Annotated in this window: 21 protein-coding genes; 14 read left to right on the top strand and 7 right to left on the bottom strand. The window is 72.1% G+C overall.

Going from position 1 to position 25,102, the window contains the following annotated elements:
- The 4 genes from ABD126_RS01355 to ABD126_RS01340 form a co-directional block, all read right to left on the bottom strand.
- Positions 1-3,696, bottom strand: a complete 3,696-nt coding sequence (locus ABD126_RS01355; protein ID WP_343932181.1) for an NPCBM/NEW2 domain-containing protein — start codon at positions 3,694-3,696, stop codon at positions 1-3.
- A gap of 727 nt (positions 3,697-4,423) precedes the next feature.
- A complete protein-coding gene (locus ABD126_RS01350; protein WP_343931691.1) occupies positions 4,424-4,780 on the bottom strand; it encodes an MmcQ/YjbR family DNA-binding protein in 357 nt (118 codons plus the stop codon).
- 150 nt (positions 4,781-4,930) lie between these two features.
- Positions 4,931-6,181, bottom strand: a complete 1,251-nt coding sequence (locus ABD126_RS01345; protein WP_343931690.1) for an SGNH/GDSL hydrolase family protein — start codon at positions 6,179-6,181, stop codon at positions 4,931-4,933.
- An 8-nt stretch (positions 6,182-6,189) separates the two neighbouring features.
- Entirely contained in the window at positions 6,190-6,858 is a 669-nt protein-coding gene (locus tag ABD126_RS01340) for a polysaccharide deacetylase family protein (protein WP_343931689.1), read from the bottom strand.
- 135 nt (positions 6,859-6,993) lie between these two features.
- On the opposite strand from ABD126_RS01340, the gene ABD126_RS01335 reads away from it, so the two are divergent.
- Both ABD126_RS01335 and ABD126_RS01330 read left to right on the top strand, forming a co-directional pair.
- Positions 6,994-7,926: a YihY/virulence factor BrkB family protein gene (locus tag ABD126_RS01335; protein WP_343931688.1), complete on the top strand. Its 933-nt coding sequence runs from the start codon at positions 6,994-6,996 to the stop codon at positions 7,924-7,926.
- A gap of 60 nt (positions 7,927-7,986) precedes the next feature.
- Entirely contained in the window at positions 7,987-8,259 is a 273-nt protein-coding gene (locus ABD126_RS01330) for a GlsB/YeaQ/YmgE family stress response membrane protein (protein ID WP_343931687.1), read from the top strand.
- Positions 8,260-8,320: 61 nt separating this feature from the next.
- On the opposite strand, the gene ABD126_RS01325 is transcribed toward ABD126_RS01330, so the two are convergent.
- Positions 8,321-10,021: a glycoside hydrolase family 13 protein gene (locus ABD126_RS01325; RefSeq protein ID WP_343931685.1), complete on the bottom strand. Its 1,701-nt coding sequence runs from the start codon at positions 10,019-10,021 to the stop codon at positions 8,321-8,323.
- Between the two features lie 60 nt (positions 10,022-10,081).
- Between ABD126_RS01325 and ABD126_RS01320 the strand changes: the two genes are divergently transcribed.
- The 4 genes from ABD126_RS01320 to ABD126_RS01305 all read left to right on the top strand — a co-directional run bounded on the left by ABD126_RS01320 (position 10,082) and on the right by ABD126_RS01305 (position 14,687).
- Entirely contained in the window at positions 10,082-10,939 is an 858-nt protein-coding gene (locus tag ABD126_RS01320; protein WP_343931684.1) for an SAM-dependent methyltransferase, read from the top strand.
- A gap of 473 nt (positions 10,940-11,412) precedes the next feature.
- Positions 11,413-11,835 (top strand): hypothetical protein, encoded by a 423-nt coding sequence (locus ABD126_RS01315; RefSeq protein ID WP_343931683.1) that lies wholly within the window; start codon positions 11,413-11,415, stop codon positions 11,833-11,835.
- Between the two features lie 240 nt (positions 11,836-12,075).
- Positions 12,076-13,512: a hypothetical protein gene (locus tag ABD126_RS01310; RefSeq protein WP_343931681.1), complete on the top strand. Its 1,437-nt coding sequence runs from the start codon at positions 12,076-12,078 to the stop codon at positions 13,510-13,512.
- A complete protein-coding gene (locus ABD126_RS01305; RefSeq protein WP_343931680.1) occupies positions 13,512-14,687 on the top strand; it encodes an ARPP-2 domain-containing protein in 1,176 nt (391 codons plus the stop codon). The genes ABD126_RS01310 and ABD126_RS01305 overlap by 1 nt, the downstream gene beginning before the upstream one ends.
- 467 nt (positions 14,688-15,154) lie before the next feature.
- On the opposite strand, the gene ABD126_RS01300 is transcribed toward ABD126_RS01305, so the two are convergent.
- On the bottom strand, positions 15,155-16,417 hold the full coding sequence (locus ABD126_RS01300; RefSeq protein ID WP_343931678.1) for an extracellular catalytic domain type 1 short-chain-length polyhydroxyalkanoate depolymerase: 1,263 nt from the start codon (positions 16,415-16,417) through the stop codon (positions 15,155-15,157).
- 135 nt (positions 16,418-16,552) lie between these two features.
- On the opposite strand from ABD126_RS01300, the gene ABD126_RS01295 reads away from it, so the two are divergent.
- The 8 genes from ABD126_RS01295 (at position 16,553) to ABD126_RS01260 (ending at position 24,140) form a co-directional block, all read left to right on the top strand.
- Complete coding sequence (locus tag ABD126_RS01295) at positions 16,553-17,800, top strand: SGNH/GDSL hydrolase family protein (RefSeq protein ID WP_343931677.1); 1,248 nt, start codon at positions 16,553-16,555, stop codon at positions 17,798-17,800.
- Between the two features lie 116 nt (positions 17,801-17,916).
- Complete coding sequence (locus ABD126_RS01290) at positions 17,917-18,294, top strand: STAS domain-containing protein (protein WP_343931676.1); 378 nt, start codon at positions 17,917-17,919, stop codon at positions 18,292-18,294.
- A 120-nt stretch (positions 18,295-18,414) separates the two neighbouring features.
- Positions 18,415-18,969 carry a helix-turn-helix domain-containing protein gene (locus tag ABD126_RS01285; protein WP_343931675.1) on the top strand — a complete coding sequence of 185 codons (555 nt, stop codon included), beginning with the start codon at positions 18,415-18,417 and terminating at the stop codon, positions 18,967-18,969.
- A 62-nt stretch (positions 18,970-19,031) separates the two neighbouring features.
- On the top strand, positions 19,032-20,171 hold the full coding sequence (locus ABD126_RS01280; protein WP_343931674.1) for an NAD(P)/FAD-dependent oxidoreductase: 1,140 nt from the start codon (positions 19,032-19,034) through the stop codon (positions 20,169-20,171).
- A complete protein-coding gene (locus tag ABD126_RS01275) occupies positions 20,168-20,425 on the top strand; it encodes a (2Fe-2S)-binding protein (protein WP_343931673.1) in 258 nt (85 codons plus the stop codon). Before ABD126_RS01280 ends, ABD126_RS01275 begins: the two co-directional genes overlap by 4 nt.
- The gene (locus ABD126_RS01270; RefSeq protein ID WP_343931672.1) at positions 20,422-21,702 is read left to right on the top strand and encodes an FAD-dependent oxidoreductase; all 1,281 of its coding nucleotides are present in this window, start codon (positions 20,422-20,424) and stop codon (positions 21,700-21,702) included. The genes ABD126_RS01275 and ABD126_RS01270 overlap by 4 nt, the downstream gene beginning before the upstream one ends.
- Before the next feature lie 42 nt (positions 21,703-21,744).
- Entirely contained in the window at positions 21,745-22,746 is a 1,002-nt protein-coding gene (locus ABD126_RS01265) for a proline racemase family protein (RefSeq protein WP_343932180.1), read from the top strand.
- Complete coding sequence (locus tag ABD126_RS01260) at positions 22,743-24,140, top strand: aminopeptidase P family protein (RefSeq protein ID WP_343931671.1); 1,398 nt, start codon at positions 22,743-22,745, stop codon at positions 24,138-24,140. Before ABD126_RS01265 ends, ABD126_RS01260 begins: the two co-directional genes overlap by 4 nt.
- A 4-nt stretch (positions 24,141-24,144) precedes the next feature.
- Here ABD126_RS01260 and ABD126_RS01255 read toward each other — a convergent pair whose 3' ends face one another.
- Entirely contained in the window at positions 24,145-25,101 is a 957-nt protein-coding gene (locus ABD126_RS01255) for a LysR family transcriptional regulator (RefSeq protein WP_343931670.1), read from the bottom strand.
- Between the last annotated feature and the right edge of the window lies 1 nt (position 25,102).

The following is a 25,102-nucleotide window of genomic DNA, read 5'->3' as shown; positions in this document are numbered from 1 at the left end:
CTAAGGCGAGCAGGTCAGCTTCGCGTCCGCCCAGTCGCCGTGGTCGCTGCCGATCCCGTTCCCGCCGTCACCCAGCACGAGATCGAGCACCTTGCCGCCGGCGACATCGACATCCACCGACACCGTCGCCGAGTTCCCGGTCAGCACGGGCGAGGCGTACTTCTCCACCCCGTCCACCACCACCTTGAACACGACCGAGCCGCGGTCGGCCATCTCGTCGTCCACGCCGACCTTCGCGGTGAACCGCGTGCACGTGCCGCCGAGGTTGACCTTCACGTCCGACACGGCGTGCGCGCCGAGGCCCTTGGTGTAGACGACCCCGTTCAGCGTCAACGGCTTGCCGTCACCGCCCGCGCTCTCGTTGTTGCTGCGGTCGCGCTCCACGGGACCCCAGCCGTTGGTGGCGTTGATCCACTCCAGGTCGCTGACCCACGCCTCGCCCTTGGGCGCGGGCGGGAGCGGCCGGTCGTGGACGGTGGCCGCGAAGAAGCCGATCGACGTGCCGACGGGCAGCTTCACGGCCCGCGCGGTCTTGCCGGGCGTCAGCTCGACGGTGTTGTAGAACAACCGGTAGTCCACGTCGGTGTTCGCCAGGCCCGTCGGGGTGTTGCGCCCCTTCACCGACACGGCGAGCTTCGCGCCGCCCGTGCCCGCGCCCTGGAACGACCAGTTGGGCACTTGGAGGCTGTGCCGCGACTCGGTCCCGTCGGTGTAGAGCACGGTGACCGACCCGGTGGCGTTGGTGCTCGCCCCGGACGCGAGGAACGCGAGGTGACTGCCCTTGCCGGACACCAGGATCGGCAGGTTGGTGCCCTTCACCATGTTGGGCGTGCCGGGCGCGCCGGACGGGAGCGTGAACTCCGCGCCGTTCGCGGTGACCTTCGCGCCGGGCGTGTACCCCTTCTCCGCCAGCAGTTCGGCCGAGAAGCTGTTGCCGTCGGGGTCGAACTTCCCGGCGGCGAAGGTTGTCGCGTCGGTGACGCCGACGGTGTCCGCTGCCTCGCCCACCGACCCGAACGGCACCAGCGCGCTCGCCACGGCCGTGCTCTCGTGCTGCGCGCCCCGCGCGGTGTAGCCGGCCTTCACGCCGATGGTGAACTGGCCCGCCTTGCCGCTCGGCGTGACGGCGATCTGGCGCCGCACGGTCTGGCCGGGCACGACCCAGCGGAACTCCGCCTCACCCCGCGCGGTCCAGCCCTCCGGGAGCGTCAAGCCCAGCTTGACGTCCCGCATGACGGCGTTGGAGTCGTTGCGGAAGGTCGCGGTGACCTCGGTGACCTGGCCGGGCGCGTTCCACAGGTCCGGCGCGGCCAGCTCGGTGACGCCGAACGAGTCGGACGCGTGCCCTCCACCCACGGCGCTGGCACCGGACAGCACGACGGTCGCCTGCCGGTCCGTCGAGACGGCCGCGGTCTTGACGTTCACGACACCGCCGCGGTCGGACTCGTCGTAGTACCAACCGGTCTCGGCGCTCGCGTAGTCCGCTTTGGACAGTGGCCGCAGCGCCTTGCCGTCCACGACGACCGCGCCGGGCTTGGCACCGGTGTGCGCGGTCAGCTCGTACGGGCGCTGGGCGGGCTTGCCCGCGTAGTCGCCCTCGCTGCGGCCGATGCGCACGACGACGTCACCACGCCCGGTCGTCGGCGCGGTCACCTCGAACTTCTGCGTGGCCGACGCGCCTTCGCGGTGGGCGCGGGTGACGCGGTCGTCCTCGTACAGCTCGAAGGACGACCGGCCCTTCGGGTAGACGTCGAGGGTGACGCGGTCGCCGGGCCGCTGCTCGGCGTGGCCGTTGATGCCGTCCCGCCACATCGGCACCACCGCGCCCGCCTTGACGAACAGCGGCAGCCGGTCCAGCGGGGCGTGGTAGCCGTTGAGCGTGGTCGGGCCCTTGTGCAGGCGGCCGGACCAGTAGTCGATCCACGTGCCCTCGGGCAGGTAGACGCCGTTCTTGACCTCGCTGTCGGTGAACACCGGCGCGACCAGGAACTCCTTGCCCGCGAGGAACTGGTACTTGGTGGTGTCGTCCCAAGTTTTGGGGTCGTTCGGGTATTCCAGGATCAGCGACCGGTTGATCGGCGCGCCGGTGCGGTGCGCTTCGGCGGCGTAGCTGTAGAAGTAGGGCAGCAGCCGTTCCCGCAGCTTGAGGTACTGCCGGTTGATCGCGGTGTACGGCTCGCCGTAGGCCCACGGCTGCTTGAACTTCGGCGTCGACCAACCGCTCATCGTCATCAGGGCGGGGTTGAACGCCTTCCACTGCAAGTCACGCACGTAACTGGTGGCGCTGCCGCCGAAGATGCCGTCGATGTCGCCGGCGGCGTAGGCGATGCCGGAGTTGCCGGAGCCGTGGATCGCCGGGATCTGCCACTTGATGTTGTCCAACGTGCCGCTGTGGTCGCCGGTCCACTGCACGGCGCACCGCTGCGCGCCCGCCCAGCCCTCGACCATCCAGCTGTAGCCGCGGGCGTCGCTGTGCTGCTCGATGCCGCGGTGGGCGGTGTCGCACGCCGACAGCGCGTGCCGGTAGCCGGGTCCGACCCAGGCGACGTCGAGCTTGCGCACCCGCACGCCCGCGTGGCCGACCTCTTCGGGTTGCCGGTCGAGCGCGGCTTCGGTCCACAGGCCCATCTCGATGCCCTTGTCGCGCAACGCGTCACCGGTGCTCTTGAGCGCTTCGACGTCGCGGGTGCCGACGTACTTCTCCACGCCGCCCTGGTTGGGGTTGGGGATGTAGGCGTCGCGGTCGTTGCTGTAGCCGCAGCCGTAGTCGTCGTTGACGAGCATCCAGCCGCGGGGCATGTCGTTGTCGACGAACTTCTGGGCGATCTTGGCCGCGTCCGGCGTGACTTCCTTGTCCGGGTGGTACTTCCAGTCGTTGCCGGGGTCGGGGTCGAGGCCGGGGCGGTAGTGGCCGCGGTTGTAGCAGTCGGAGTCGCCGTACTCCATGCCGTAGAGCGGGGGCAGGAAGGGGCGGCCGGTGAGTTCGGTGTAGCGGTCGAGCGAGGTCTTCATGTCGCCGACGAAGTAGTACGCGTCGAACCGCTTCTCGTCGTGCCTGGTGGCGAGCGGCTCGTTGAACGCGTAGGCGCCCGGGGCGAACGTGTTGCGCAGGACGCCGTAGCCGGCGGTGCTCATGTAGTAGGGCGAGGCGTTGGGGTTGCCGCCGTCGGTCCAGTTGAAGTCGCGCGAGATCCGGATGGTCTGGCCGCGGTGCGAGAACCGCCCGTTCTGCATGCCGCCGCCGACGAACTGCTCGGTGGCTTGGCGGGCCAGCGTCTGGGTGGTGGCGGTGTCGGTCCAGGTCAGCGGCTTGACCTCGGACCAGACGGTCGAGCCGTCGGGGCGGTGGAGGGAGAAGCGCAGCGGGTTCTTCCGAGCGCGGACCTCGGCCTTGGCGGTGCGCAGGGAGTAGTGGTCGCCCTGGTCGGACCAGCGCGTCGTCGGGGTGGGGTAGTCGTTCTTGACGACGATGTTCGAGGAGGGTTGCGACGGGTCCGAGGGAGCGGTGTTCGCCGGGTCGGTGAACGTGCCGTCGGGGGCGAGCCAGATCCGGAAGACGTCGTCGGCGAGGAAGGACACGCGCACCTTCGCCGCGCCGGCGTCGAGCGTGAAGGTGGCCTGGTCGGCGGCGAACCCGGTGACGGCCCCGAGTTCCCCGCCCGCGGCGGCGGCCGGTGGGGCGGGCGACAACGACACCACCAAGGCCGCAGCGACCCCGACCTTCCAGACCTTCTGTAGCTTTCTGCGCGATTGTCGCTCAGAGTTGCTCACTACAACCCCTTTCTGCGCAACTTTGGGCACCAGGGGCATGTTTACTGCATGAGCGCGCCAAAGTCACCAGCCACAAGCCCGGAAATTTCTTCCGGCGAGCGACCCTCGGGGAGGCCGTGGCGCCGCGCTAAGCTCTTCGGCGCATGAACCGGAAACCCCGTCTGACCAGCAGAAACAGGGATCACCCGATCGTGTGAATGACAGGATTCGCGACCAAACGCCGCCTCGCGCGTCCCGTAAACAAGGAGCGCGGTCGACGGCCCCCTGGACTCGCGGGCCGGCCACGCGGAGCCACCGAGGTTGGGCTCGGCCGATGACGGAGGGTGGCGTTCGGGGCGAGAGGCGCGCGTCGCCGGGTATGTGGAAGGGGTGACCGGACCGGCGGCGGCGGGGATATCGGCTGCGGCGGGCGGGCAGCCGCGAGAACTCGGGCCGGGCGCGAGAACTCGGGCCGGGAAGTCGCGAGTCGCGCGCGCACCGGGACCCTCGTCAGTCCGCGCCCGCCCGCCAGTCCGCGCCGCCCGCCCATGCCGTCCTGCGCGCCGCCCGCTATGCCGCGCCCCGCCAGCCCGCGCCACCAGCCATGCCGCGCCGCCCGCCCGCGCCACCCGTCATGCCATCCGGCCGGCGGGCGTCTGCGCCGGCCGGGGCGTCACTGTGTCAGGTGGGCGGGGTCTTCGGCTTCGGCCACCAGGTCGTCCGGCGCGGTCAGGCGCCAGGCCTCGAAGACGAGTTCGGTCAGTTCCCGCAGGTCGATCTTCTCCAGGTACACGACCACCCAGCCGAAGCCGCCCGCCGTGAACTGCTCCTCGAACACGTCCGGGCGCTCGGCCACCAGCGCCAGCTGCTCCGACAGGGTCTGCTTCAACCCCACGGTCTGCGTGCGCGGCCAGTAGTAGCCGAACTTCTTGCCCCGCACGCTGAACGAGCTGTACGTCCCGCTCTCCGCGCGCTTGACCTCCGCGAGCCCGTTCACGACCCGGAAGAACTCGTCGCTTCGCACACCCACCGCAATCCCCCGAAAAAGTCCCGCGAAGTATAGGACCCGGACGCGGGAGGTGGCGTGGGGTCCTCCACGTCGAGGACCCCACGCCGGATCGGGGAACACCCAGGCGAGAGAACACCCGGGCAAGGGAACAGCCGGACTTCGCAGAAGCCCTCAGCGCAGCAGGTGCAGCGGCACGGCTGCCGCCATCGCCGCCATGCCGGCGTCGTTCGGGTGCAGGTGGTCGCCGCTGTCGTACTCCGCGCGCAACCGTTCCGGGTCGGCGGGCGCTCGCAGGGCCGCGTCGAAGTCGACCACCCCGTCGTGCTCGCCGGACGTCCGGATCCAGTGGTTGACCGCCTGCCGCGCCGCCTCGTTCTCCGGGCTGTAGAAGCCGAACGTGTCACCCTTGAACGGCGTGATCGTGCCGCCGATGATCCGCAGGCCGGCGGCGTGCGCGCGGGCGATCAACAGGCGGTGCGCGGTGATGATGTCCTCGGCCGTCACGGCTTCCGACGGGGGCGCGACGGTGCCGGGGTGGCCGAGGTCGTTCACGCCCAGCAGGACGACCACGTGCCGGACACCGGGTTGGGCCAGCACGTCCCGGTCGAACCGCCGCAGCGCCGACTGGCCGAAGTACGCCGCGTAGTTCTCCGCCGGGTGCCCGGCCGGCGGGTTCGGGTCGTGCAGCAGGCGGTTGCCGCTGATGCCCGCGTTCACCACGCCCGCCCGACCGTGCAACCGCCGCGCCAGCACGTCCGGCCACCGCCGGTTCGCCCCGCGCGTGGTCTCCGCGCCGTCGGTGATGGAGTCGCCGAACGCCACCACCGTCGACCCGCCGCCGGACACGCTCACCCCGGTCAGGAAGTGCCATTTGCCCAGCACCGCCGTCGGCGTGATGGCCGGCTGCGCCGCGACGTTCCCCGACGCCACGTACCCGTCCTGGTAAGGGAAGGCGTGCACGGTCGTCGCCGCGACCCGCACCGGCAGGTAAACGCTTACCACCAGGTCCGAGTCGGCGCTGACGGTCAACGACACCGGGTCGCTCACCACCGGCGCCCCGGCCGGCACGGTCACCGACCCGCGCCCGCCGAACGTCAGCGGCCGGTCGGTCCCGGGCACGACCGAGGACCCGCCGGCACCCCGACCCACCCGCGCCTCGCCGATCACCAGCGGCTGCGTGCCGAACTCGTTGGACAGCCGCACCCGCACCTGCCTCCCACCGGTGGACAGGTGCACGACCTGGCGCAACGTCTGGTCCTCGAACGTCGTGGTGTCCGACGCGGGCACGCCGGTCGGCGACGTCCCCCACGCCCCGACCCACGAAGAACCACCCGCGGCCCACGAAGAGCCGCCCGCGACGGCCGACCCGACCGGGACCGGCACCAGGAGCAGCAGTACCGCCAGCAGCCCCAACCGCCGCACGACCGACCTCACCGCGCGGGCCGGTCGAACCGGTACCCGGCGCGCCGCAGCTCCGGCACGATCCGGTCCACGGCGTCAACGGTGTTCGCCCGGTTGGCCGGACCGTCGTGCATCAAGACCACGGCCCCCTCGGTGATGCCGTCCCGCAGCCGCTGCACCAGCTCGTCCGTGCTGGGCGGCGGGTCCCAGTCGCCGATGGCCAACCGCCAGCCCAACGACGTCATGCCCAGCGACGCGGCCACCTCCGGCGTGACACCCCAACTGCCGTAAGGCGCACGGAAGTACCGGATCGGCACACCGGGCACCACCCGGTTGATCGCGGCGGACGTGCGTTCGAGGTCGGCCTTGACCTGCTCGGGCGTGGCCGCCCCGAGGTCGTCGTGCGACCAGCTGTGGTTGCACAGCCTGTGCCCGTCGGCGACGATCGCCCGCACCACCTCGGGGTGCTGCTCGACCCGCTCACCCCACAGGCAGAACGTGGCCTTGACGTGGTGCTCGCGCAGCACCCGCAGCAACCGGGGCGTGTCGACCGGGTTCGGCCCGTCGTCGAAGGTGAACGCGACCGTGCGCCCGCCGTGGCGGGTCGAGTCCACGATCTGCGCGCCCTCGGCGCCCGCCGTGCCGGTCGTCAGCCCCAGCAGCAGACCCGTGGTCAGCAGGACGGTTCTCCACCGCATCCGTGCACCTCTTCTCCTCGACGGCCGGAACGGGCCCACTATCCGTCCGCGATTCGACCGCCAGCCAGGGGTTTCGCGGAAGTTTCGTGTCTTGACTGGCGTGTACGCGCGGCCGGCCCGGGTAACCCGTCTCGCATGGCGCATGCACCCGACGCTCCGACCGACCTGCCCAAGCGGTCCTGGTGGGCCGTGCTCAAGCGGACGGTCAAGGAGTTCAACGACGACAACCTCACCGACTGGGCCGCCGCGCTCACCTACTACGCGGTGCTGTCGCTGTTCCCCGGCATCCTGTTGCTGACCTCGTTGCTGGGGCTCCTCGGACCCGACGCCACCCAGTCCATCAAGGACAGTCTCGACCTGCTCGGACCGGGCGAGGCCAAGGACCTGATCATCGGCGCCATCGACAACCTCCAGAAGTCCAGCGCCATCGCCGGACCGCTCGCGATCGTCGGCCTGGTCACCGCGCTGTGGTCGGCGTCCGGTTACGTGGGCGCGTTCATGCGCGCGGCGAACTCGATCTACGACATCGAGGAGGGCCGGCCGTTCTGGAAGGTCATCCCGCTGCGCCTCGCGCTGACCGTCGGCGTCGTGGTGCTGCTGGCCCTGACCGGCCTGGGCGTCACGCTGACCGGCGGGGTCGCCGAGTGGCTGGGCGAGGCGCTGGGCCTGGGTTCGACGTTCGTGACGGTGTGGGACATCGCGAAGTGGCCGGTGCTGTTCCTGTTGGCCAGCCTGGCGATCGGCCTGCTGTTCTGGGCGTCGCCGAACGTGCGGCAGCCGTCGTGGCTGTGGATCACGCCGGGCGGGATGCTCGCGGTGCTCGCGTGGGCGGTGGCCTCGACGGGGTTCGCGCTGTACGTGGCCAACGCGGGCTCCTACAACAAGACCTACGGCTCGCTCGCCGGCGTGATCATCTTCCTGGTGTGGCTGTGGATCTCGAACCTCGCCCTGCTGCTGGGCGCGGAGCTGGACGCCGAGCTGGAGCGGGGCCGCCGGATGCACGCCGGGCAGTCCGACGGGAGTGACCCGGTGGCTCCGCCCCGTGACACCCGGGCGATGGACGCATGATTCGAGCCGCCTCGGGGTACAGGCGGCTCAACACGCAAAAGCTCGGGAAGGAGAACGACCATGACGGTGACCGGGATCATCAGCGCACTGGTCGTCGGCCTCATCATCGGCGCGCTCGGCAGACTGGTGCTGCCGGGTCGGCAGAGCATCCCGATCTGGCTGACCATCCTCGTCGGCATCGTCGCCGCGTTCATCGGCACGTTCATCGCCAACGCCCTGGGCGTCGGCGACACGCGCGGCATCGACTGGATCGAGGTCATCATCCAGGTCGCGCTGGCGGCGGTCGGTGTCAGCCTGGCGGCCGGCATGTACGGACGACGACGCTTGAGCTGAACGGCGTAGCGCGTCGTCTGGGCCGCCCCGAACGCTTCGGGGCGGCCCAGTCCTGTGTGGACTACTCCAGGAGGACGTGCGCCTCCCACGGTCCCAGCGTGATCTTCCCGTTCTCACGCCGGAGTTCCCCGGTGTTGGACAGCACGGGCTCCGCGTCCGGCCAGTCCAGCTCGGCGGACTGCTCGCTGCCGCACAGGTTCGCGACCACCAGCAGGCGGGTGCCGTCCAGTTCCCGTTGGTAGGCGTAGATGTGCGGGTGGTCGGCGAGCAGCATGTGGAAGTCGCCCAGCGCCACCACCGGCTGGGTGTGCCGCAGCTCGATCAGGCGGCGGTAGTGGTGGAACACCGAGGTCGGGTCGTCGTACTGGGCCCGTGCGTTGAGCCAGGTGTGGTTGGGGTTGACCGCGATCCACGGGGTGCCGGTGGTGAAGCCCGCCTGCGGTGAGGCGTCCCACTGGACGGGGGTGCGGGCGTTGTCGCGGCCCATGCGGTGGATGCCGTCGAGCACGGTCTCGGGCGGCATTCCCGCGGCGACCGCGTGCCGGTAGTGGTTGAGCGATTCGACGTCGCGCAGGTCTTCCAGGCCGGTGAACTTCGCGTTGGTCATGCCGAGTTCTTCGCCCTGGTACACGTACGGCGTGCCGCGGTGCAGGTGCAGCACGGTGGCCAGCGCGGTCGCCGACTCGCGCCAGTACCGGCCGTCGTCGCCGAACCGGGACACCACGCGGGCCTGGTCGTGGTTGTTCCAGTACAACGAGTTCCAGCCGACGTCGCGCAACGCGGTCTGCCACCGGCCCAGGGACGCCTTGAGATCGCGCAGGTCCAGCGGTTTCGGGTCGAACTTGCCGCCCGGACCGTGGTCGAGCGCCACGTGCTCGAACTGGAACACCATGTCCACCTCGCGCCGCGCGGGGTCGGTGAACAGCCGCGCCTGCTCCCACGTGACGCCCGGCATCTCCCCCACCGTGAGGTGCTCGCCGTCGCGGCCCTCGAAGACCTCGCGGTGCATCTCCTGCAGGAAGTCGTGGACGCGCGGCCGGGTGCCGTAGTGCGGGTAGCCGTTGCCCAGGCCGCTGGTGCCGGTGATCGCGCCGTCGGGCAGCTCGGGGTCCTTGGAGATCACGTTGATGACGTCCATGCGGAAGCCGTCCACCCCGCGGTCCAGCCACCACCGCATCATCGCGTAGACCGCCTGCCGGACCTCCGGGTTCTCCCAGTTCAGGTCCGGTTGCTTGCGGTCGAACAGGTGCAGGTAGTACTCGCCGGTCGGCTCGTCCAGGGTCCACGTCGGGCCGGAGAAGAACGACTCCCAGTTGGTCGGCTCCGCCCCCGGCTCACCGGCCGCGAACCCCTCCCGCGGCGGTCGCCACCAGTACCAGTCGCGCTTCGGGTTGTCCTTGGACGACCGGGACTCCACGAACCACGGGTGCTCGTCGGAGGTGTGGTTCACGACCAGGTCCATGATCAGCTTCATGCCCCGGCCGTGGACCTCCGCGAGCAGGCGGTCGAAGTCGGCCAACGTGCCGAACACCGGGTCGATGTCCTGGTAGTCCGAGATGTCGTAGCCGTTGTCGGCCTGCGGCGAGGCGTACACCGGCGACAGCCACACCACGTCCACGCCCAGCCGGGCCAGGTGGTCGAGCTTCGCGGTGATGCCGTTCAGGTCGCCGATGCCGTCACCGTCGGAGTCGGCGAAACTGCGCGGATATATCTGATATACGACGGCGGAGGTCCACCACGGCGGCGTCTGCTCAACGGTCACGCGTCCCAGCATGGCCGCCGGCGCGGGGCGGCGCAGCCGGACCGCTAGGGTGGGCGCGCCGTGATCGACGCGAGTTCGGCGGGGGACGACGTGACCGACACCAGCGCTTGGCTGCCCGACCAGACCACCTGGGTGCCCGCCGAGACCGACACGACCCGACCGTCGGCCGCGCGCGTCTACGACTTCCTGCTCGGCGGCGGCCACAACTTCGCCGCCGACCGCGCCGCCGCCGCGCGCATCGAGCAGGTGCTGCCCAACGCGCGCCGCGTGGCCCGGTCCAACCGGGCCTTCCTGCGGCGGGCCGTGCGGTTCATGGCGGAGCAGGGGATCACGCGGTTCCTGGACCTGGGTTCGGGCATCCCGACGGTCGGCAACGTGCACGAGATCGCGCGCGACGCCAACCCCGAGAGCCGGGTCGTGTACGTGGACTTCGAGTCGGTCGCGGTCGCGCACAGCCGACTGCTGCTCGACGGTGACGAGCGGACGGCCGTGGTCGAGGCGGACCTGACCGACCCGGGCACCGTGCTGGCCGACCCGGCCGTGCGGGCGCTGCTGGACACCGACGAGCCGGTCGGGCTGCTGCTGGTGGCCGTGTTCCACTTCGTGCCCGACCACGGGGACCCGGCCGGGCTGGTCGGGCGGTACCTGTCGGCGCTGCCCGCGGGCAGCCTCGCGGCGATCTCGCACCTGACGGCCGACTTCGACGCCGAGGGCATGGCGCAGGTGGCCGAGACGATGGCGAACAGCCCGAACCCGATGTTCTTCCGGCCGTTCGACCGGGTCGCGCCGCTGTTCGCCGAGCTGGACCTGGTCGAGCCGGGCTTAGTGGACGCCGACCTGTGGCGCCCGGAACCCGGCGTCACCGACCCGGACGGCCCAGCGCGCGGCGTCTACGCGGGCGTCGGCCGAGTCCGCTGACCACTGGCCGCTTCTCCCCGCGCACGGGGAGGGGTTCGCCGGTCTCACCGGCCTCGCTGATTTCGCCGGTCCCGCCGATTTCGCCGGTCCCGCCGATTTCGCTGGTTTCGCAGGCTTCGCTGGTCTCGCCGGCTTCGCTGGTTTCCGGGCGCACCGCCAGTGCCACCACCGCGCCCGCCCAGCACAGCCTGACCGCCATCCCGAACCAACCCTCCACCGCTCCGCCCCGGCCCATGCCACCTCCAGCAGATCGAACCGATCGGTACGATGTGGTCCGTGCCCGTGGCGAAAGGCTCCCGCGCCCGCCAACTCCGCGCCCCGCCAACCCCGCGCCCGCCGGCCTCACACCCGCCGGCCCTACGCCCACCAGCCCTGCGTCCACCCACGAGCCGGCGGCCCGCATGGGTGAGCCCACGTCACGCATTCGCCTTCCGCCGGCATGACCACCCCGTCCGCCGGATACTCCGGTAGTCATGAGCGACCGAGTCGAGCACCGACGCCCGGCAGGGGTGGACGACGCCACGGTGGAAGCCGTAGGCGCGCTCACCGAGGCCCTGGAGACCACCGAACGCGCCCGCGGCCACCTGTTCGAGTTCCACCAGTTGACCGGCAGCGGCGACGCCAAGCTGATCAAGGCCGCGCAGCTCCTGCGCGACGCCGGCCACACCGCCCTCGCCGACGGCCTCGAACGCCACCTGATCGGCCGCAACGTCGTGCCCGGCCGGTGGACGTTCCAGCTCATCGAGGACTACGAGGACACCTACTACTCCGTCTTCCGCGAGTGGGAGCGCAAGGTGCGCGACGACCTCATGGGCGGCGTGGCCCACGTCTACGAGGCCGAGATGAAGGAACGCAACACCACCTCCGGCGAGCCCGGCCACGAACTGAACCCCTGACACCTGTCGCGATCACCTGTCGTGATCACCTGCTCCGATCACATGCGCTGATCATCTGAGTCGATCATCTACTCGCGACATCTCGACTAAATGCAGGTCACGTACGCCGTGGCCGCTGTTACGGTGTGCGGGCCGACCGCGGGACTCCAGTGCGACTTCCGGAACCCGCCTTTGAAGCGATGCTTCGTTGATCGCGCTCCCATTCCCCGGTCGGCCCCAGACACACCCACCGGAGACGTGATGGACCGCCTGACGGCCGAAGACATGGTCATGTTCGTCAACGCGGCCACCACGTCCACCGGCCAACGGGAGTTCCACAGCCGGGCCGCCGAGCAGCGGGCGTCGCTGGAGTTCCTGCACGAGTACGTGGCCGGCAACTACCGCGACCTCTACGCCGCCGTCCTCGCGCTGGACATCAACGACCTCAACGCGGCTCTGATCACCCGCCGCCTCCTGGCCACGTCCGCCGAGGCCACCCCGGACCAGCGCGCGCTCGAAGGACGCCTGATCGCCCGCCGCCTGGCGGTCATGCCACCGCAACGCGTCTACGACCTGTTCCGCGACCTGCGCCGAGCGGGCGTCAACAACCGGCGCACCCGGGCGATCGTCCGCGACTGGCTCTCCGCCCGCCCCGACCAGGCCTTCGACGCAGTCAAGTACCGCCAGGGCCTGAAGCGGGCACTCCGCCACACCCACCTCACCCCGACCCGCATCGCGCGGACTCCCGCCGCCGGCCCGACGGACGCCGTGCTGGCCGACGAACTGGGGACCTTCCTCTTCCGCACCGCCTCCCCCGCCCGCTTCCGCACCCCGCTCCTCGAAAGCTGGCGCCGCGCCCACTACGAGCAGGCCGCCGTCTACGACCTCCCCTACACCGTGGCCGAGGGCTTCGCGGCCAAGCACGGCATCGCCCGCTCCACCTTCCTGGCCAAGATCAAGCCCAACCTCACCCGCCTGGAGTCCCTGCGCCTGCGCGATTCCGCGGACACCGGGACCGCCCTCGCCGCCATGCCGCTCACCCGGCTGGCGACCTACGTCCTGTCCCTGCCCTTCGCCGACCGCGTCGACCGCCGCACCGAGCTGACCGACGCGCTCCGCGCCGCCGCCCGGCGCACCGCCGGCCGCAACGCCGGGCAGTGGGGACGTGTCGCCGCCGTGCTGGACGACAGCTTCTCCTCCTACGGCTCCGGCGTGAAGCGTCGCCGCCCGCTCGCGGTGGCGGTCGCCGGGCACTTCCTGCTGGAGGCGCTGGCGGCCGAGTTCGTTCCACTGTGGACGTCCGGCGCGACCGACCCGCTGATGGCCCACCCGCGTGGCGCGACGCCGTTGGGGCACCGCATCCTGGACGCCCTGTCCCACGAACCGGACCGCCTGCTGATCATCTCCGACGGCTGGGACAACGCCCCGCCGGGACTGGCCGGCGAGGTCCTCCGCGTGTGGCGCAGGAACGTCGACCCGGCGAACCGGGTCAGCGCCATCCACCTCAACCCCGTGTACGACGCCGGCGACTACGACGTCAAGCGCCTCACCCGCGACGTCCCGTCGGTCGGCATCCGCAACGCCGAGGACCTGCCCACCCTGGTCGAGTTCGCCCGCTTCACCGAGGGCCGGACCGGTTACGCCGGCCTGAGCGCGCACTTCACCGACCGGGTGACCCGCTTCCTGGAGTCCTCCTGATGGCCACCCTCGATCTCACCGGCCTGACCGCCCTGCCCGCCCAGGTCTGGGGCGCGGTCCGGCTGGTGCCGCTCGTCCGCCACCGGCCGATCACGGGCCTGCGCCTGCACACCCGTCTGTACGGCGACGACCCGGCCGTGGTCACCCTGCCGAAGGACGCCGCCTACAACGCGTACATCCCGCACGGTTTCGTGGCGACGTGGTCGGACTCCCCCGAGGCCTCCTTCGGCACCGACCTGACCTCGCCCACCGCGACCGCGCCCGCGTCGACGTGCCGGCTGCGCTTCCACCGCCGCATGGCCCGCCGCGAGGACCGCGACCGCCTGCGCTTCCTGCCGCTGCACCTGGCGATGGAGGGCTACCTGGCCCTGCACTTCAACGGCCCGACCGTGCTGTGGGAGGAGTGGTCGCAGCGCGCGATCCGCCGCGGCCTGTCGCCGCGCGCCGAGCAGGCCTACGCGGGCGCGCAGGTCGAGGGCCTGGCCGACGCGCTGAAGCTGTTCGAGATCCACCCGGACCAGTGCGGCGTGGTGCTGTACGTGGCGGACGCGCTCGCCGCGGCGTTCGTCGTCCCGCACCCGGACGACTACCGGGCCCTGCACGCGACGCTGCTGCTGGACATGTACGGCGAACTGGTCCACCACTACGCGCTGCTGGCCGCGCCGGTCCCGGCCTTCACCGCGCGCCTGGACGACACGCACGTGCGCACCCTGGACGACCTGCGCGCCGCCGCGAACCGCCAGTCGACCGAGTGGGCGGCGTTCCACGCCACCACCATGGCCGGCGGCCTGCTGGACGCGTCCTACGACATCCGCCGCGTCCACCGGGCCGGCCGGTTCACCCTCAGCCGCTTCCTGCCGGGCTTCCGGCCGAAGGAGGAGAACCACATCGGCGAGATCATCACCGACCAGCGGGGCCGCACGGCGTACCTGAAGACCTTCCGCCTGTCCGAGTCCCAGATCCGCCGGGGCCACCTGCTCAACACCCTGGCCTCCCACGACTGGCACCTGCCGACGGCGGCGCAATCCCTGGGGACCACCGTGCACGCCTTCGGGCTCCGCCTGAACCAGGCGGGCTTCGGCCACCTGCTCAACGAGCACGTCCTGGCGGGCTACCGGGCCCGGGCCCGAGCCGCGGCCAAGTCCAGCCAGGCGAACCCGGCCAAGTTCAGCTAAGCGAACCCGGGCGGCTTCGGCGGCCCCGGGCGGCTCCGGCGGCCCCGGGCGGCTCCGGCGGCCCCGGGCGGCTTCCCGCGTTGGCGACCCTCGCCGCCCTTCCCGCGTTAGCGAGCCCGGGCGGCTTCCCGCGTTGGGCGACCCCCGCCGCGCTTCCGCGTTGGCGAGCCCGGCCGGTTTCCCGCGTTCCTCCCTCTCTACGGGACGCGCGAGTCGGCGGAAAGTCGCGGATCCTGCATGTCACTCGATCGGGTGGTGTGTTGGGGAGGCCACCCGAAGACCGCTGACCTGCGCGAACACCACCGTACCGGAACTGGTCGGCCGGCGTACCGCCAGCGGATCGGCCGAGGAGCCGGGCCTGCACCTGCCCGGCTCGCGGACCCGCCCTGGAGGTCCGCGCGGTCCCACGGTCCTGCCCGCTCGGAGCGTGGGACCGTCCTCGGCCGGTTGCCGCTACCGCCGCCCTCTCAGGCCACGGTGCAGCTCGCTCCGTTCAGCGTGAACGCGGTCGGCTTGCCGGTGTCACCGGTGTGCGTCGCCTGGAGTCCGATCTGGACGGACGTGCCCGCCGCGATCGTCCCGTTGTACGACACGTTCTTCGCGGTCACCGCACCGCTCGTCGGCGCGTACGTCGCACTCCACCCGCCGGTGATGGCCTGGCCCGCCGGCAGGGTGAAGCCCAGCGACCAGCCGTTGACCGCGCTCGTCCCGGTGTTGGCGATGGTGATGGTGGCGGTCAGGCCGGTGTTCCACGCGTTCACCGAGTACGTCACCCGGCACGGGCCACCCGGCTGGGAGCTGGTGGTCGTGGTGGTCGTGGTGGGAACGCCCGAGTCCAGGCCGAAGAACTGGATGGCGCGCAACGCCATGCCCGACGCCATGATGTTGTGCCCGACGCCTTGCAGGGAGATCGCCTCGACACCGCTCCCGTAGCGCGTCCGCGTCCAACCGGACTGCGGGTAGTCGGTGGACGTCGGCGCCGTCGAGACGCCGTGGACGTTGGTCCACTGGTCGATCTCCTCGCCGAAGTTCGGGTACCGCAACGTGTCGTCGTTCGTCCCGTGCCACAGCTGCATCCTCGGGCGGGCACCGGTATAACCGGGGTAGGCCGAGCGGGCGATGTCGCCCCACTGTTGCGGCGTGCGCAGCACGGTCCCGTTGGCGCACGCGCTGTTCCAGCCCGACCCGTCGGTGGTGGCGAAGCACCCGGCCGGGACGCCGGCGAACGCCGCGCCCGCCTGGAAGACGTCGGGGTAGTTGGCGAGCATGACGTTGGTGGTCATCGCGCCCGACGAGATGCCGGTGACGAACACGCGCCCGGCGTCGCCGTTGTGGCGCTGCAACACGTACCGGACCATCGACACCAGGCCGACCGGGTCGCTGCCGCCGTCGCGCCGCAACGCCTGCGGGGAGGACACGTCGAAGCAGTTGCCGCTGCGGGTGGCCGACGGGTAGATCACGATGAACCCGTACTGGTCGGCCAGGCGCGCGAACTCGGTGCCGGAGTACATCGCCGGGCCGGACCCGGTGCAGTAGTGCACGGCCAGCAGCACCGGCGGCTTGGCCTGCACGCGGTCGGGCACGTACAGGTGCATGCGCAGGTTCGACGGGTTCGTCCCGAACCCGGTGACCTCGGTCAGCGTCGCCGCGGACGCGCTGGGCGCGCCGGGCACCAGCAGCGCGGCCGTCACGGCGACCAGTGCCGCGAGCAATGCGCCTAATGTCTTCATGGACCAACTATTCGCAGTTGATCACATTTCGCACAAGAAGTTTCGTTCTGTTTCGGGTCTCAAATGGGCCCTTCGCGCTTGCCCACGACCGAAATTTTCTGGTCACATTGAGAAACTGTCGATCAGGGAGTCGCCGTGAGTCGAACGACGTCCGTCCTCGCCCTCGTCCTGGCCGCGGCGGCGGTCACGTCCGCTCCCGCCACGGCCGACCGGCCCCGCGCGTGGACCCACACGTGGACGTCCATGCCGCAGCTCACCGAACCGCACAACATGCCGCCCGCGCCGTTCACCCAGGACGGCCTGGTGCTCAAGGACGCCACGCTGCGCCAAACGGTGCACGTCTCGGTCGGCGGCGAGAAGATCCGGCTGCGCTTCTCCAACGCGTTCGGCGGCACGGCCCTGCCGATCACCGCCGTCTCCGTCGCGCTGCCCGCCGACGGGAAGGCCGGGGTCAGCGCGGTCCAGCCCGGCAGCACGCGCCCGGTCACGTTCAACGGCCGCGCGTCGACGGTCGTCCCGGTGGGCGCGCAGGTCGTGTCCGACCCGGTCGACTTCCGGCTGGCGGCGCGGGCGAACCTGACCGTGACCACCTACCTCGCCGACGGCCAGGCGTCGAACAACATCACCTCCCACCCGGGTTCGCGCACGTCGTCGCACCTGCTCGCGGGCAACCACGTCACCGCCGACGACCTGCCCGGCGCGACCCGCACCGACCACTGGTACTTCCTCAGCGGCGTCGAGGTGCTCAGCCGGGGCAGCGCGTTCGCGATCGTCGGCGACTCCCTGACCGACGGCCGGGGCTCCACCACCAACGGCAACGACCGCTGGCCGGACCGGCTGCTCGCCCGCCTCCAGGGCCACCCCGCGACCGCCCGCACCGCGGTGCTCAACCAGGCCGCCGGCGGCAACCGCGTCCTCAACGACGGCCTGGGCCCCAACCTCTTGGCCCGCCTGGACCGGGACGTCCTGGCCACCAGCGGCGTGACGTCGCTGCTGGTGTTCGAAGGGGTGAACGACATCGGCACCGCGCCCGCCACCGAGACCGCGCAGAAGCAGGTCGCCGACGACCTCATCGCGGCCTACGAGCAGATCGTCGCCCGGTCGGTCGGCCTGCGGGTGTACGGGGCGACCATCACGCCGTTCGGCGGCAACACCGGCTACGACGACCCCGACGGGCACCGCGAGCGCGCCCGGCAGCGGGTCAACGAGTGGATCCGCACCGGTGGGGCGTTCGCCGGCGTGGTCGACTTCGACCGGGCCGCCCGCGACCCGGGGGACCCGCGCCGGCTCGACCCGGCCTACGACACCGGCGACCACCTGCACCTCAACCCCGCCGGTTACCAGGCGCTGGCCGACGCCGTGCCCACCGGCTGGTTCCGGTGAGGGGCGGCGTCGTCCCGGAGTGACAACCGGCACGGCGGCTCGTACGCTCGGGTGCGCGGGTTCAAACAGGCAGCCTGCCCCGACAGCGGCGTCACGGTCGCGATGGAGGACGCCTGATGCTCGACTCGGCTCCGGAGTTCTTCGAGGTGCACCGCGACGTCCGCGGCGCCGCCGTGGTGCTGCACGTGTCCGGCGAACTGGACCAGGAGACCTCCGCCGTGCTCGAAGGCCACCTGCGGCAGGCGGAAGACCTGGTCAGACCGCCCGCGCCGGTCGTCGTGGACCTCGGCGGGGTCACGTTCTTCGGCTCGTCGGGCCTGTCGCTGATGCTCACCCACCACCTGCGGTGCGCGGGTCGGGGCACCGCGCTGCGGCTGGTCGCGGGGCACCGGGCGGTGCTGCGGCCCATCGAGATGACCGACCTGGGCACGGTGCTGACCGTGCTGCCGTCGGTGGAACGCGCGCTGGAGATCCCCCGGCAGCGCACGGACTAGGTGCGGGAGCACGCGGCCGGCGCGAATCCCCATGCCCGTCAGCACAACGCGGGTCCGCGAACCCCTGGGAACGGCGGCACTGTACCCGGGCTGACCTGCGGTACGGCAGGATCTGCGGGCATGGGTGCCGCTCGTGCCGGTGAAGTGCTCGGGGTCAACATCAAAGCGCTGCGCGAGGCGCGGGGGTGGTCGCTGTCCGAACTCGCCCGCCAGTCGTCGATCGCCAAGGGGACGCTGTCGCAGCTCGAAGCGGGCACCGGGAACCCCACCATCGAGACAGTGTTCAGTTTGTCGAACGCTTTGCAGGTGCCGGTGTCCGAGCTGCTCACCGAGCGGTCCGTGCCGGAGGTGGTGTTGGTGCGGTCGGCGGACGTGGAGGTGCTGAGCAGCAACGCCGTCGACCTGCGGCTGCTGCGCCGCCTCGACCTCGCCGACAAGGTCCTGGAGATCTACGACCAGCGCGTCCGGCCGGGCGAGGTGCAGCGGACCGAGGGCCATCCGGGGCTGGAACACGTCGTGGTCACGGCCGGTGTGCTGCGGGTCGGGCCCGAGGGGCGGCAGTTCGAGCTGGGGCCGGGCGACTACGTCTGCTACCCCGGCGACGTCCCGCACGTCTACGAGACCGTCGGCGGGCCGGTCACCTCCGTGCTGATGCTGGAGTACCCGAAGGCTTGACGCTCCGCCACCGGCGAACCTACGCTCAGCGGCGTTCAGTTTAGTGAACGGTGGTGAGCAGCGTGGCACACCCGGACGTCGTGGTCGTCGGCGCGGGGATCGTCGGAGCGGCGTGCGCGGAGGCCCTGACGGCCGCCGGGCTGCGCGTGCTCGTGCTCGACCGCGGCCCGCTCGCCGCCGGCACCACCGCCGCGGGCGAGGGCAACGTCCTGGTGTCGGACAAGGAACCCGGCCCCGAGCTGACCCTCGCGCGGGCCTCCCGCGAACGCTGGCCCCGGCTGCTGGCCGAACTCGACGCCGACGTGGAGTGGGAGGAGAAGGGCGGCCTGGTCGTCGCCACCACCCCGGAGGCCGTCGAGCCGCTGCACCGCTTCGCCCGAGCCCAACGCGACGTCGGCGTGGACGCCTGCCCGCTGAGCCCCGCCGAGGCCCGCGCGCTCGAACCGCACCTCACGCCCGAGGTCGCCACGGCCGTGCACTACGCCGAAGACGCCCAGCTCAACCCGGTGCTGGCGGCGACCACGCTGCTCGCGGCCGTGCGCCGGCGCGGCGGTGGGACCACGCCGTTCGTCGAAGTGTCCGAGGTGGAAGGTGACCGCCGGGTGACCGGCGTGCGGACCCCGCAGGGCACCATCCCGTGCCACGCCGTGGTGAACGCGTGCGGGCCGTGGTCGGGCGCGCTGACGGCCAAGGCGCCGCTGCGGATCATGCCCCGGCGCGGGATCGTGCTGGTGACCGCTCCCCTGCCGCCCGTGGTGCGGCACAAGGTGTACGACGCGGACTACGTAGGCGCGGTGGCCTCCGGTGACGCCGCCCTCCAGACCTCGGGCGTGGTCGAGTCCACGCGCGCCGGCACGGTGCTGATCGGGTCGAGCCGGCAGCGCGTCGGGTTCGCCGAGCGGTTCGAGGTGCCGGTGTTGAAAGCGTTGGCGCGCAAGGCGGTCACGTTGTTCCCCGGGCTGGCCGGGGTGCCGGTCATGCGCGCCTACGGCGGGTTCCGCCCGTACGCGCCGGACCACCTGCCGGTGATCGGCGAGGACCCGCGGCTGCCCGGCCTGTGGCACGCGACCGGTCACGAGGGCGCGGGCATCGGCCTGGCCGCCGCGACCGGGCTGCTGGTCGCCGAACTGCTCACCGGACGCGAACCGCACGTGGACCCGGAGCCGTTCCGGGTGGACCGACCGGAGGTGATGGCCGCGTGAAGGTCACCGTCGACGGGACCGCCGTCGCCGCGCGACCGGGGCAGACGGTCGCCGCCGCGCTGCTCGCCGCCGGTCGCGCGGCCTGGCGGGACACCCGCGGCGGCGGCCGTCCGCGCGGGTTGTTCTGCGGGATCGGGGTGTGCTTCGACTGCCTGGTCGTGGTCAACGGGGTGCCGGACGTGCGGGCCTGCCAACGCGTGCTGGCCGACGGCGACGACGTCCGCACCCAGCACGGTGCGGAGCTGCCGCGATGAGGGTCGTCGTGGTGGGCGCGGGCCCGGCGGGGCTGGCGGCGGCACGGGCGGCGGCGCGCCACGGCGCTGCGACGGTCCTGGTCGACGCCGAGCCGAGCGCGGGCGGCCAGTACCACCGGGGCGAGGGAATCGTTGCGCCGCAAGGGGTCGAGCACCTGACGGACACCACGGTGTGGGCCGTGGAGGGCACCCGGTTGCACCTGCGCACCGGTCCCGCCGACGCGCCGGACCGCGTGGCGCGCGTGCTGGACTGCGACGCCTTGGTGCTGGCGACCGGCGCGCACGACCGCGCTCTTCCCTTCCCGGGCTGGGACCTGCCGGGCGTCGTCACGGCGGGCGCGGCGCAGGCGATGGCCAAGGCGCACGGCGTGGCGGTCGGCCGGCGGGTGGTGGTCGCCGGCACGGGACCGTTCCTGCTGCCGGTCGCGGACGCGTTGCGCAAGCTCGACGTGGACGTGGTGTCGGTGCTGGAAGCGGGCAGTCCGCTGGCGTGGGCGCGGGAACCGGCCGGGGTGCTCGCCGGGCGCGGGAAGCTCGCGGAGATCGCCCGCTACAGAGCCGTCCTGTCGCGCTACCGCACGCGCTCGACGGTGATCGCCGCGCACGGCGACGACCGGGTGACCGCCGTGACCGTGACCAAGCTCGACCGGGACTGGCGCGTCCGCCCCGGCACCGCCCACCGGGTCGAGGTGGACGCGGTGTGCGTCGGGTTCGGCTTCACCCCGCGCCTGGAACTGGCGGTCGCCGCCGGGTGCGCGGTGCGCGACGGGTTCGTGCGCGTGGACGACCGGCAGGCGACCTCCGTGCCGGGCGTCTACGCGGCGGGCGAGATCACCGGCATCGGCGGCGCGGACCTCGCGCGCGCCGAGGGCGAGATCGCCGGCACCTGCGCCGCCGGCGGCACACCGTCGGCAGGGCTCCTCAAGACCGCGCTCAGGGGGCGGACGTTCGCCGCCGCGCTGGACCGGGTGCACGCGGTCCGGCCGGGCTGGCGGACGTGGCCGGACGAGCGCACGACGGTGTGCCGGTGCGAAGAGGTGGACCTGGCCGCGCTGCGCGCCGCCGTGGACGAGCACGCCGCGCTCGGGCTGCGGTCGCTCAAGCTGACCTGCCGCGTCGGGCTGGGCCTGTGCCAGGGCCGGGTGTGCCTGCGCAACGCCGCCGAACTGGCCGGTGTCCCCTACGACGCCGACCGGTTCTCCCGCCGCCCGGTCGCCGCGCCGCTGCGCCTGGGCGAACTCGCCGACACCCCGCTCACGCCCGCACCGGAGGAGTGACATGACCGAGGACCTGCGCCGCGCCCTGGAGGTGTTGTGACGATGCGGGCCGCCCGCTACTTCAGCGCTGTCGATTCCCACACCGAAGGCATGCCGACCCGCGTGATCACCGGCGGGGTGGGCGTGGTCCCCGGCGCCACCATGGCCGAGCGGCGGCTGCACTTCATGGCGCACATGGACCACATCCGCGAGTTCCTGATGAACGAGCCGCGCGGCCACTCGGCCATGTCCGGCGCGATCCTGCAACCGCCGACCCGGCCGGACGCCGACTGGGGCGTGCTCTACATCGAGGTGTCCGGGTGCCTGCCGATGTGCGGGCACGGGACCATCGGCGTGGCGACCGTGCTGGTGGAGACCGGGATGGTCGAGGTGGTCGAGCCGGTCACGACGGTGCGCCTGGACACCCCCGCCGGGCTGGTCCTGGCCGAGGTGGCGGTGCGGGACGGGCGGGCGCTGCACGTGACGATCCGCAACGTCCCCGCGTACGCGCACGAGCTGGACGCCGTGGTGACCGTCCCGTCACTGGGCGAGGTCACCTACGACATGGCCTACGGCGGCAACTTCTACGCCATCCTGCCGTTGGAACAGCTCGGCATCCCGTTCGACCGGGCGTACAAGGACGAGATCCTCGGCCTCGGTCTGTCCATCATGGACGCCATCAACGAGCAGCGGAAACCCGTGCACGTCACCGAAGCGGGGATCGCCGGCTGCAAGCACGTCCAGTTCACCGCGCCCGGCGAGGACGGCGCGCACTCCCGCAACGCGATGGCGATCCACCCCGGCTGGTTCGACCGCTCCCCCTGCGGCACCGGCACCTGCGCGCGGATGGCGCAGCTGCACGCGCGCGGCGAGCTGGGGCTGGCCGAGGACTTCGTCAACGAGTCGTTCATCGGCACCCGCTTCACCGGCCGCCTGACCGGCGAGACCACGCTCGGGTCCACCACGGCCGTGCTGCCGACGGTGTCCGGGCGGGCGTGGATCACCGGCATGGCACAGTACCTCCTCGATCCGACCGATCCGTTCCCGAAGGGGTTCACGCTGTGACCAGACCCGCCCGCCGCGACCCGAGCAGGCTGACCGAGGCCACCGGTTTCCGCGACTTCGTCCGCGGCGGCTGGGGAGCAGGCGACCGCGCGGTCCGCCTGGCCCCCGGCGCCGCCGAGGCCGCCGCCCGCCACCGCGAGCGGCTGCGGTCCGCGCTGCCCGGGGTGCGGGTCGCGGTGGCCTCGGGGTGGGCGCCGGTGCGGTCCAACGACACCGACTACGGTTTCCGGCCCGACAGCGACTTCTCGTGGCTGACCGGGTGCAACGCCGAGGGCGCGGTGCTGGTGCTGCACCCCGACGGCGACGCGGAGCTGTTCCTGCGCGAGCCCGCCGGGCCCGACGACGCGGACTTCTTCGCCAACGCGCGCGACGGCGAGCTGTGGATCGGTCCCGTGCCGGGCCTGGCCGAGTGGTCGGCGGCGTTGGGCGTGAAGTGCCGGCCCGTCCACGACCTGCCCTCCGCGCTGCGCGGCCGGTTGCCGCTGGTGCACGCGACCGGTGGCGTGGACCCGCTGCTGGACGCCCTCGCCGGGCACAGCGCCGAGCTGCGCCGGGTGCTGGCCGAGCTGCGCCGGATCAAGGACGACTGGGAGATCGGCCAGCTGCGGGCGGCGGTGGACGCGACCGTCGAGGGCTTCGCCGACGTGGCCGCCGAGCTGAAGACCGCCGTGGCGGGCGGCGGCGAGCGCTGGTTGCAGGGCACGTTCGACCGCCGGGCGCGCACCGCCGGCAACGGGCCCGGCTACGCCTCCATCGTCGCCGCCGGCCCGCACGCGCCGGTCCTGCACTGGGTCCGCAACGACGGCCCGGTGCCCGAGGACGGCGTGCTGCTGCTGGACGCCGGGGTCGAGCTGAACACCCTCTACACCGCCGACATCACGCGCACCCTGCCCGTGTCCGGCGTGTTCTCCGACGCCCAGCGCCAGGTGCACGACCTGGTCGAAGCGGCGGTGGAGGCCGCGCTGGCGGAAGTCCGGCCCGGCGTGCCGTACCGGGAGTTCCACCGGGCGGCGATGCGGGTGCTGGCGGTCGGCCTGCACGACTGGGGCCTGCTGCCGGTGTCGGTGGACGAGTCGCTGGACGACGACGGTCAGCACCACCGCCGCTACATCGTGTGCGGCATCGGCCACCTGCTGGGGCTGGACGTGCACGACTGCGCCAACTCCTCGCCGGAGGCCTACCACGAGGGGCCGTTGGAGGAGGGCATGGCGCTGACGGTGGAGCCGGGGCTGTACTTCCACCCGCACGACGAGACCGTGCCGCCGGAGCTGCGCGGCATCGGCGTGCGGATCGAGGAGAACCTGGTGGTGACGGCGAGCGGCAACCACATGCTGTCGTCCGCCCTGCCGCGTGACGCGGCGGGTCTGGAGGCGTGGGTCTCCGCCCGCCGGTAGCGCCTCACGCGGTCCAGGGATGGGCTTCCGGGTGGGACCGCCACCAGCGGGCGTAGGTGGCGGTCTCCTCGGCGTGGGTCGTGTACGCGGCGCCGATCGCGTGGCACAGGGCCCTGATCGCCTCCTCCGGGAAGGCCTGGCGGCGCCACGCCAGCAGCAGGCGGCCCGTGCTGGGGTCGCCCTTGAGCGGCCGGATCGCGCACGCCTGCGACCGGCTGCCCGGTTCGACCAGGCGCACGGCGTGACCGGCGGCGATCAGGTCCGACGCTCCGCCGCTGGGGGCGTGGAAGCGGATCTTCGGGGTGAACCCCGCTTTGCGGCACATCGCCCGCAGGGACGCCAGGGAGCCGTCGTCCGCGCCGGGCGGGCAGATCCAGCGCTCGTCGGCCAGGTCTTCCAGTGCTATTTCCGGGCGGGACGCCAATGGGTGGTCGTGGGACAGGGCGATGAAGAACGGGAACTTCGGGATTATCGTGCGGCGCGGGATGTCGGCTGGCAGCGGGAGTTCCTGGTTGTCCAGTTGGCAGATTATCGCCAGATCGGCGTGAGAACGTTCCAGGAGGTTGCACAGGACCAGCGTCGAAGGTTCCACCTGGACCGTCGGGTCGCCGGCCGGGAAGTGCTTTTCCAGCGCGTCCACGATCTTCGACAGGCACGCCAGGTGGGCCGTCGCTATCCGGGGTGAGCGGGGGCCGGCGGGCCGCGTGGCCAGGTCGGCGGCGAAGGCGTCCAGGTCCGCGAGCAGCAGCCGGGCTTGCCGCAGCGCCGTTTCGCCCAGGTCGGTGGGCCGTGCGCCGGAGCGGTCCCGGACGAACAGGCGACCGCCCACCAGGTCCTCGACCCGGGCCAGCAACATCGTCAGGGCCGGTTGGGACACCCCCAGGCGCACCGCCGCCTTCGACAGGCTGCCGGCGTCCGCAATGGCGCAGATCGCCCTCAGGTGCCGCAGTTCCAGCTCCATC

Source organism: Saccharothrix mutabilis subsp. mutabilis, from assembly GCF_039521145.1.
Taxonomy (GTDB): Bacteria; Actinomycetota; Actinomycetes; order Mycobacteriales; family Pseudonocardiaceae; genus Actinosynnema; species Actinosynnema mutabilis.
The sequence above is the reverse complement of the archived record's forward strand: the minus strand, read 5'-3'. Positions and strand labels throughout refer to the sequence as shown.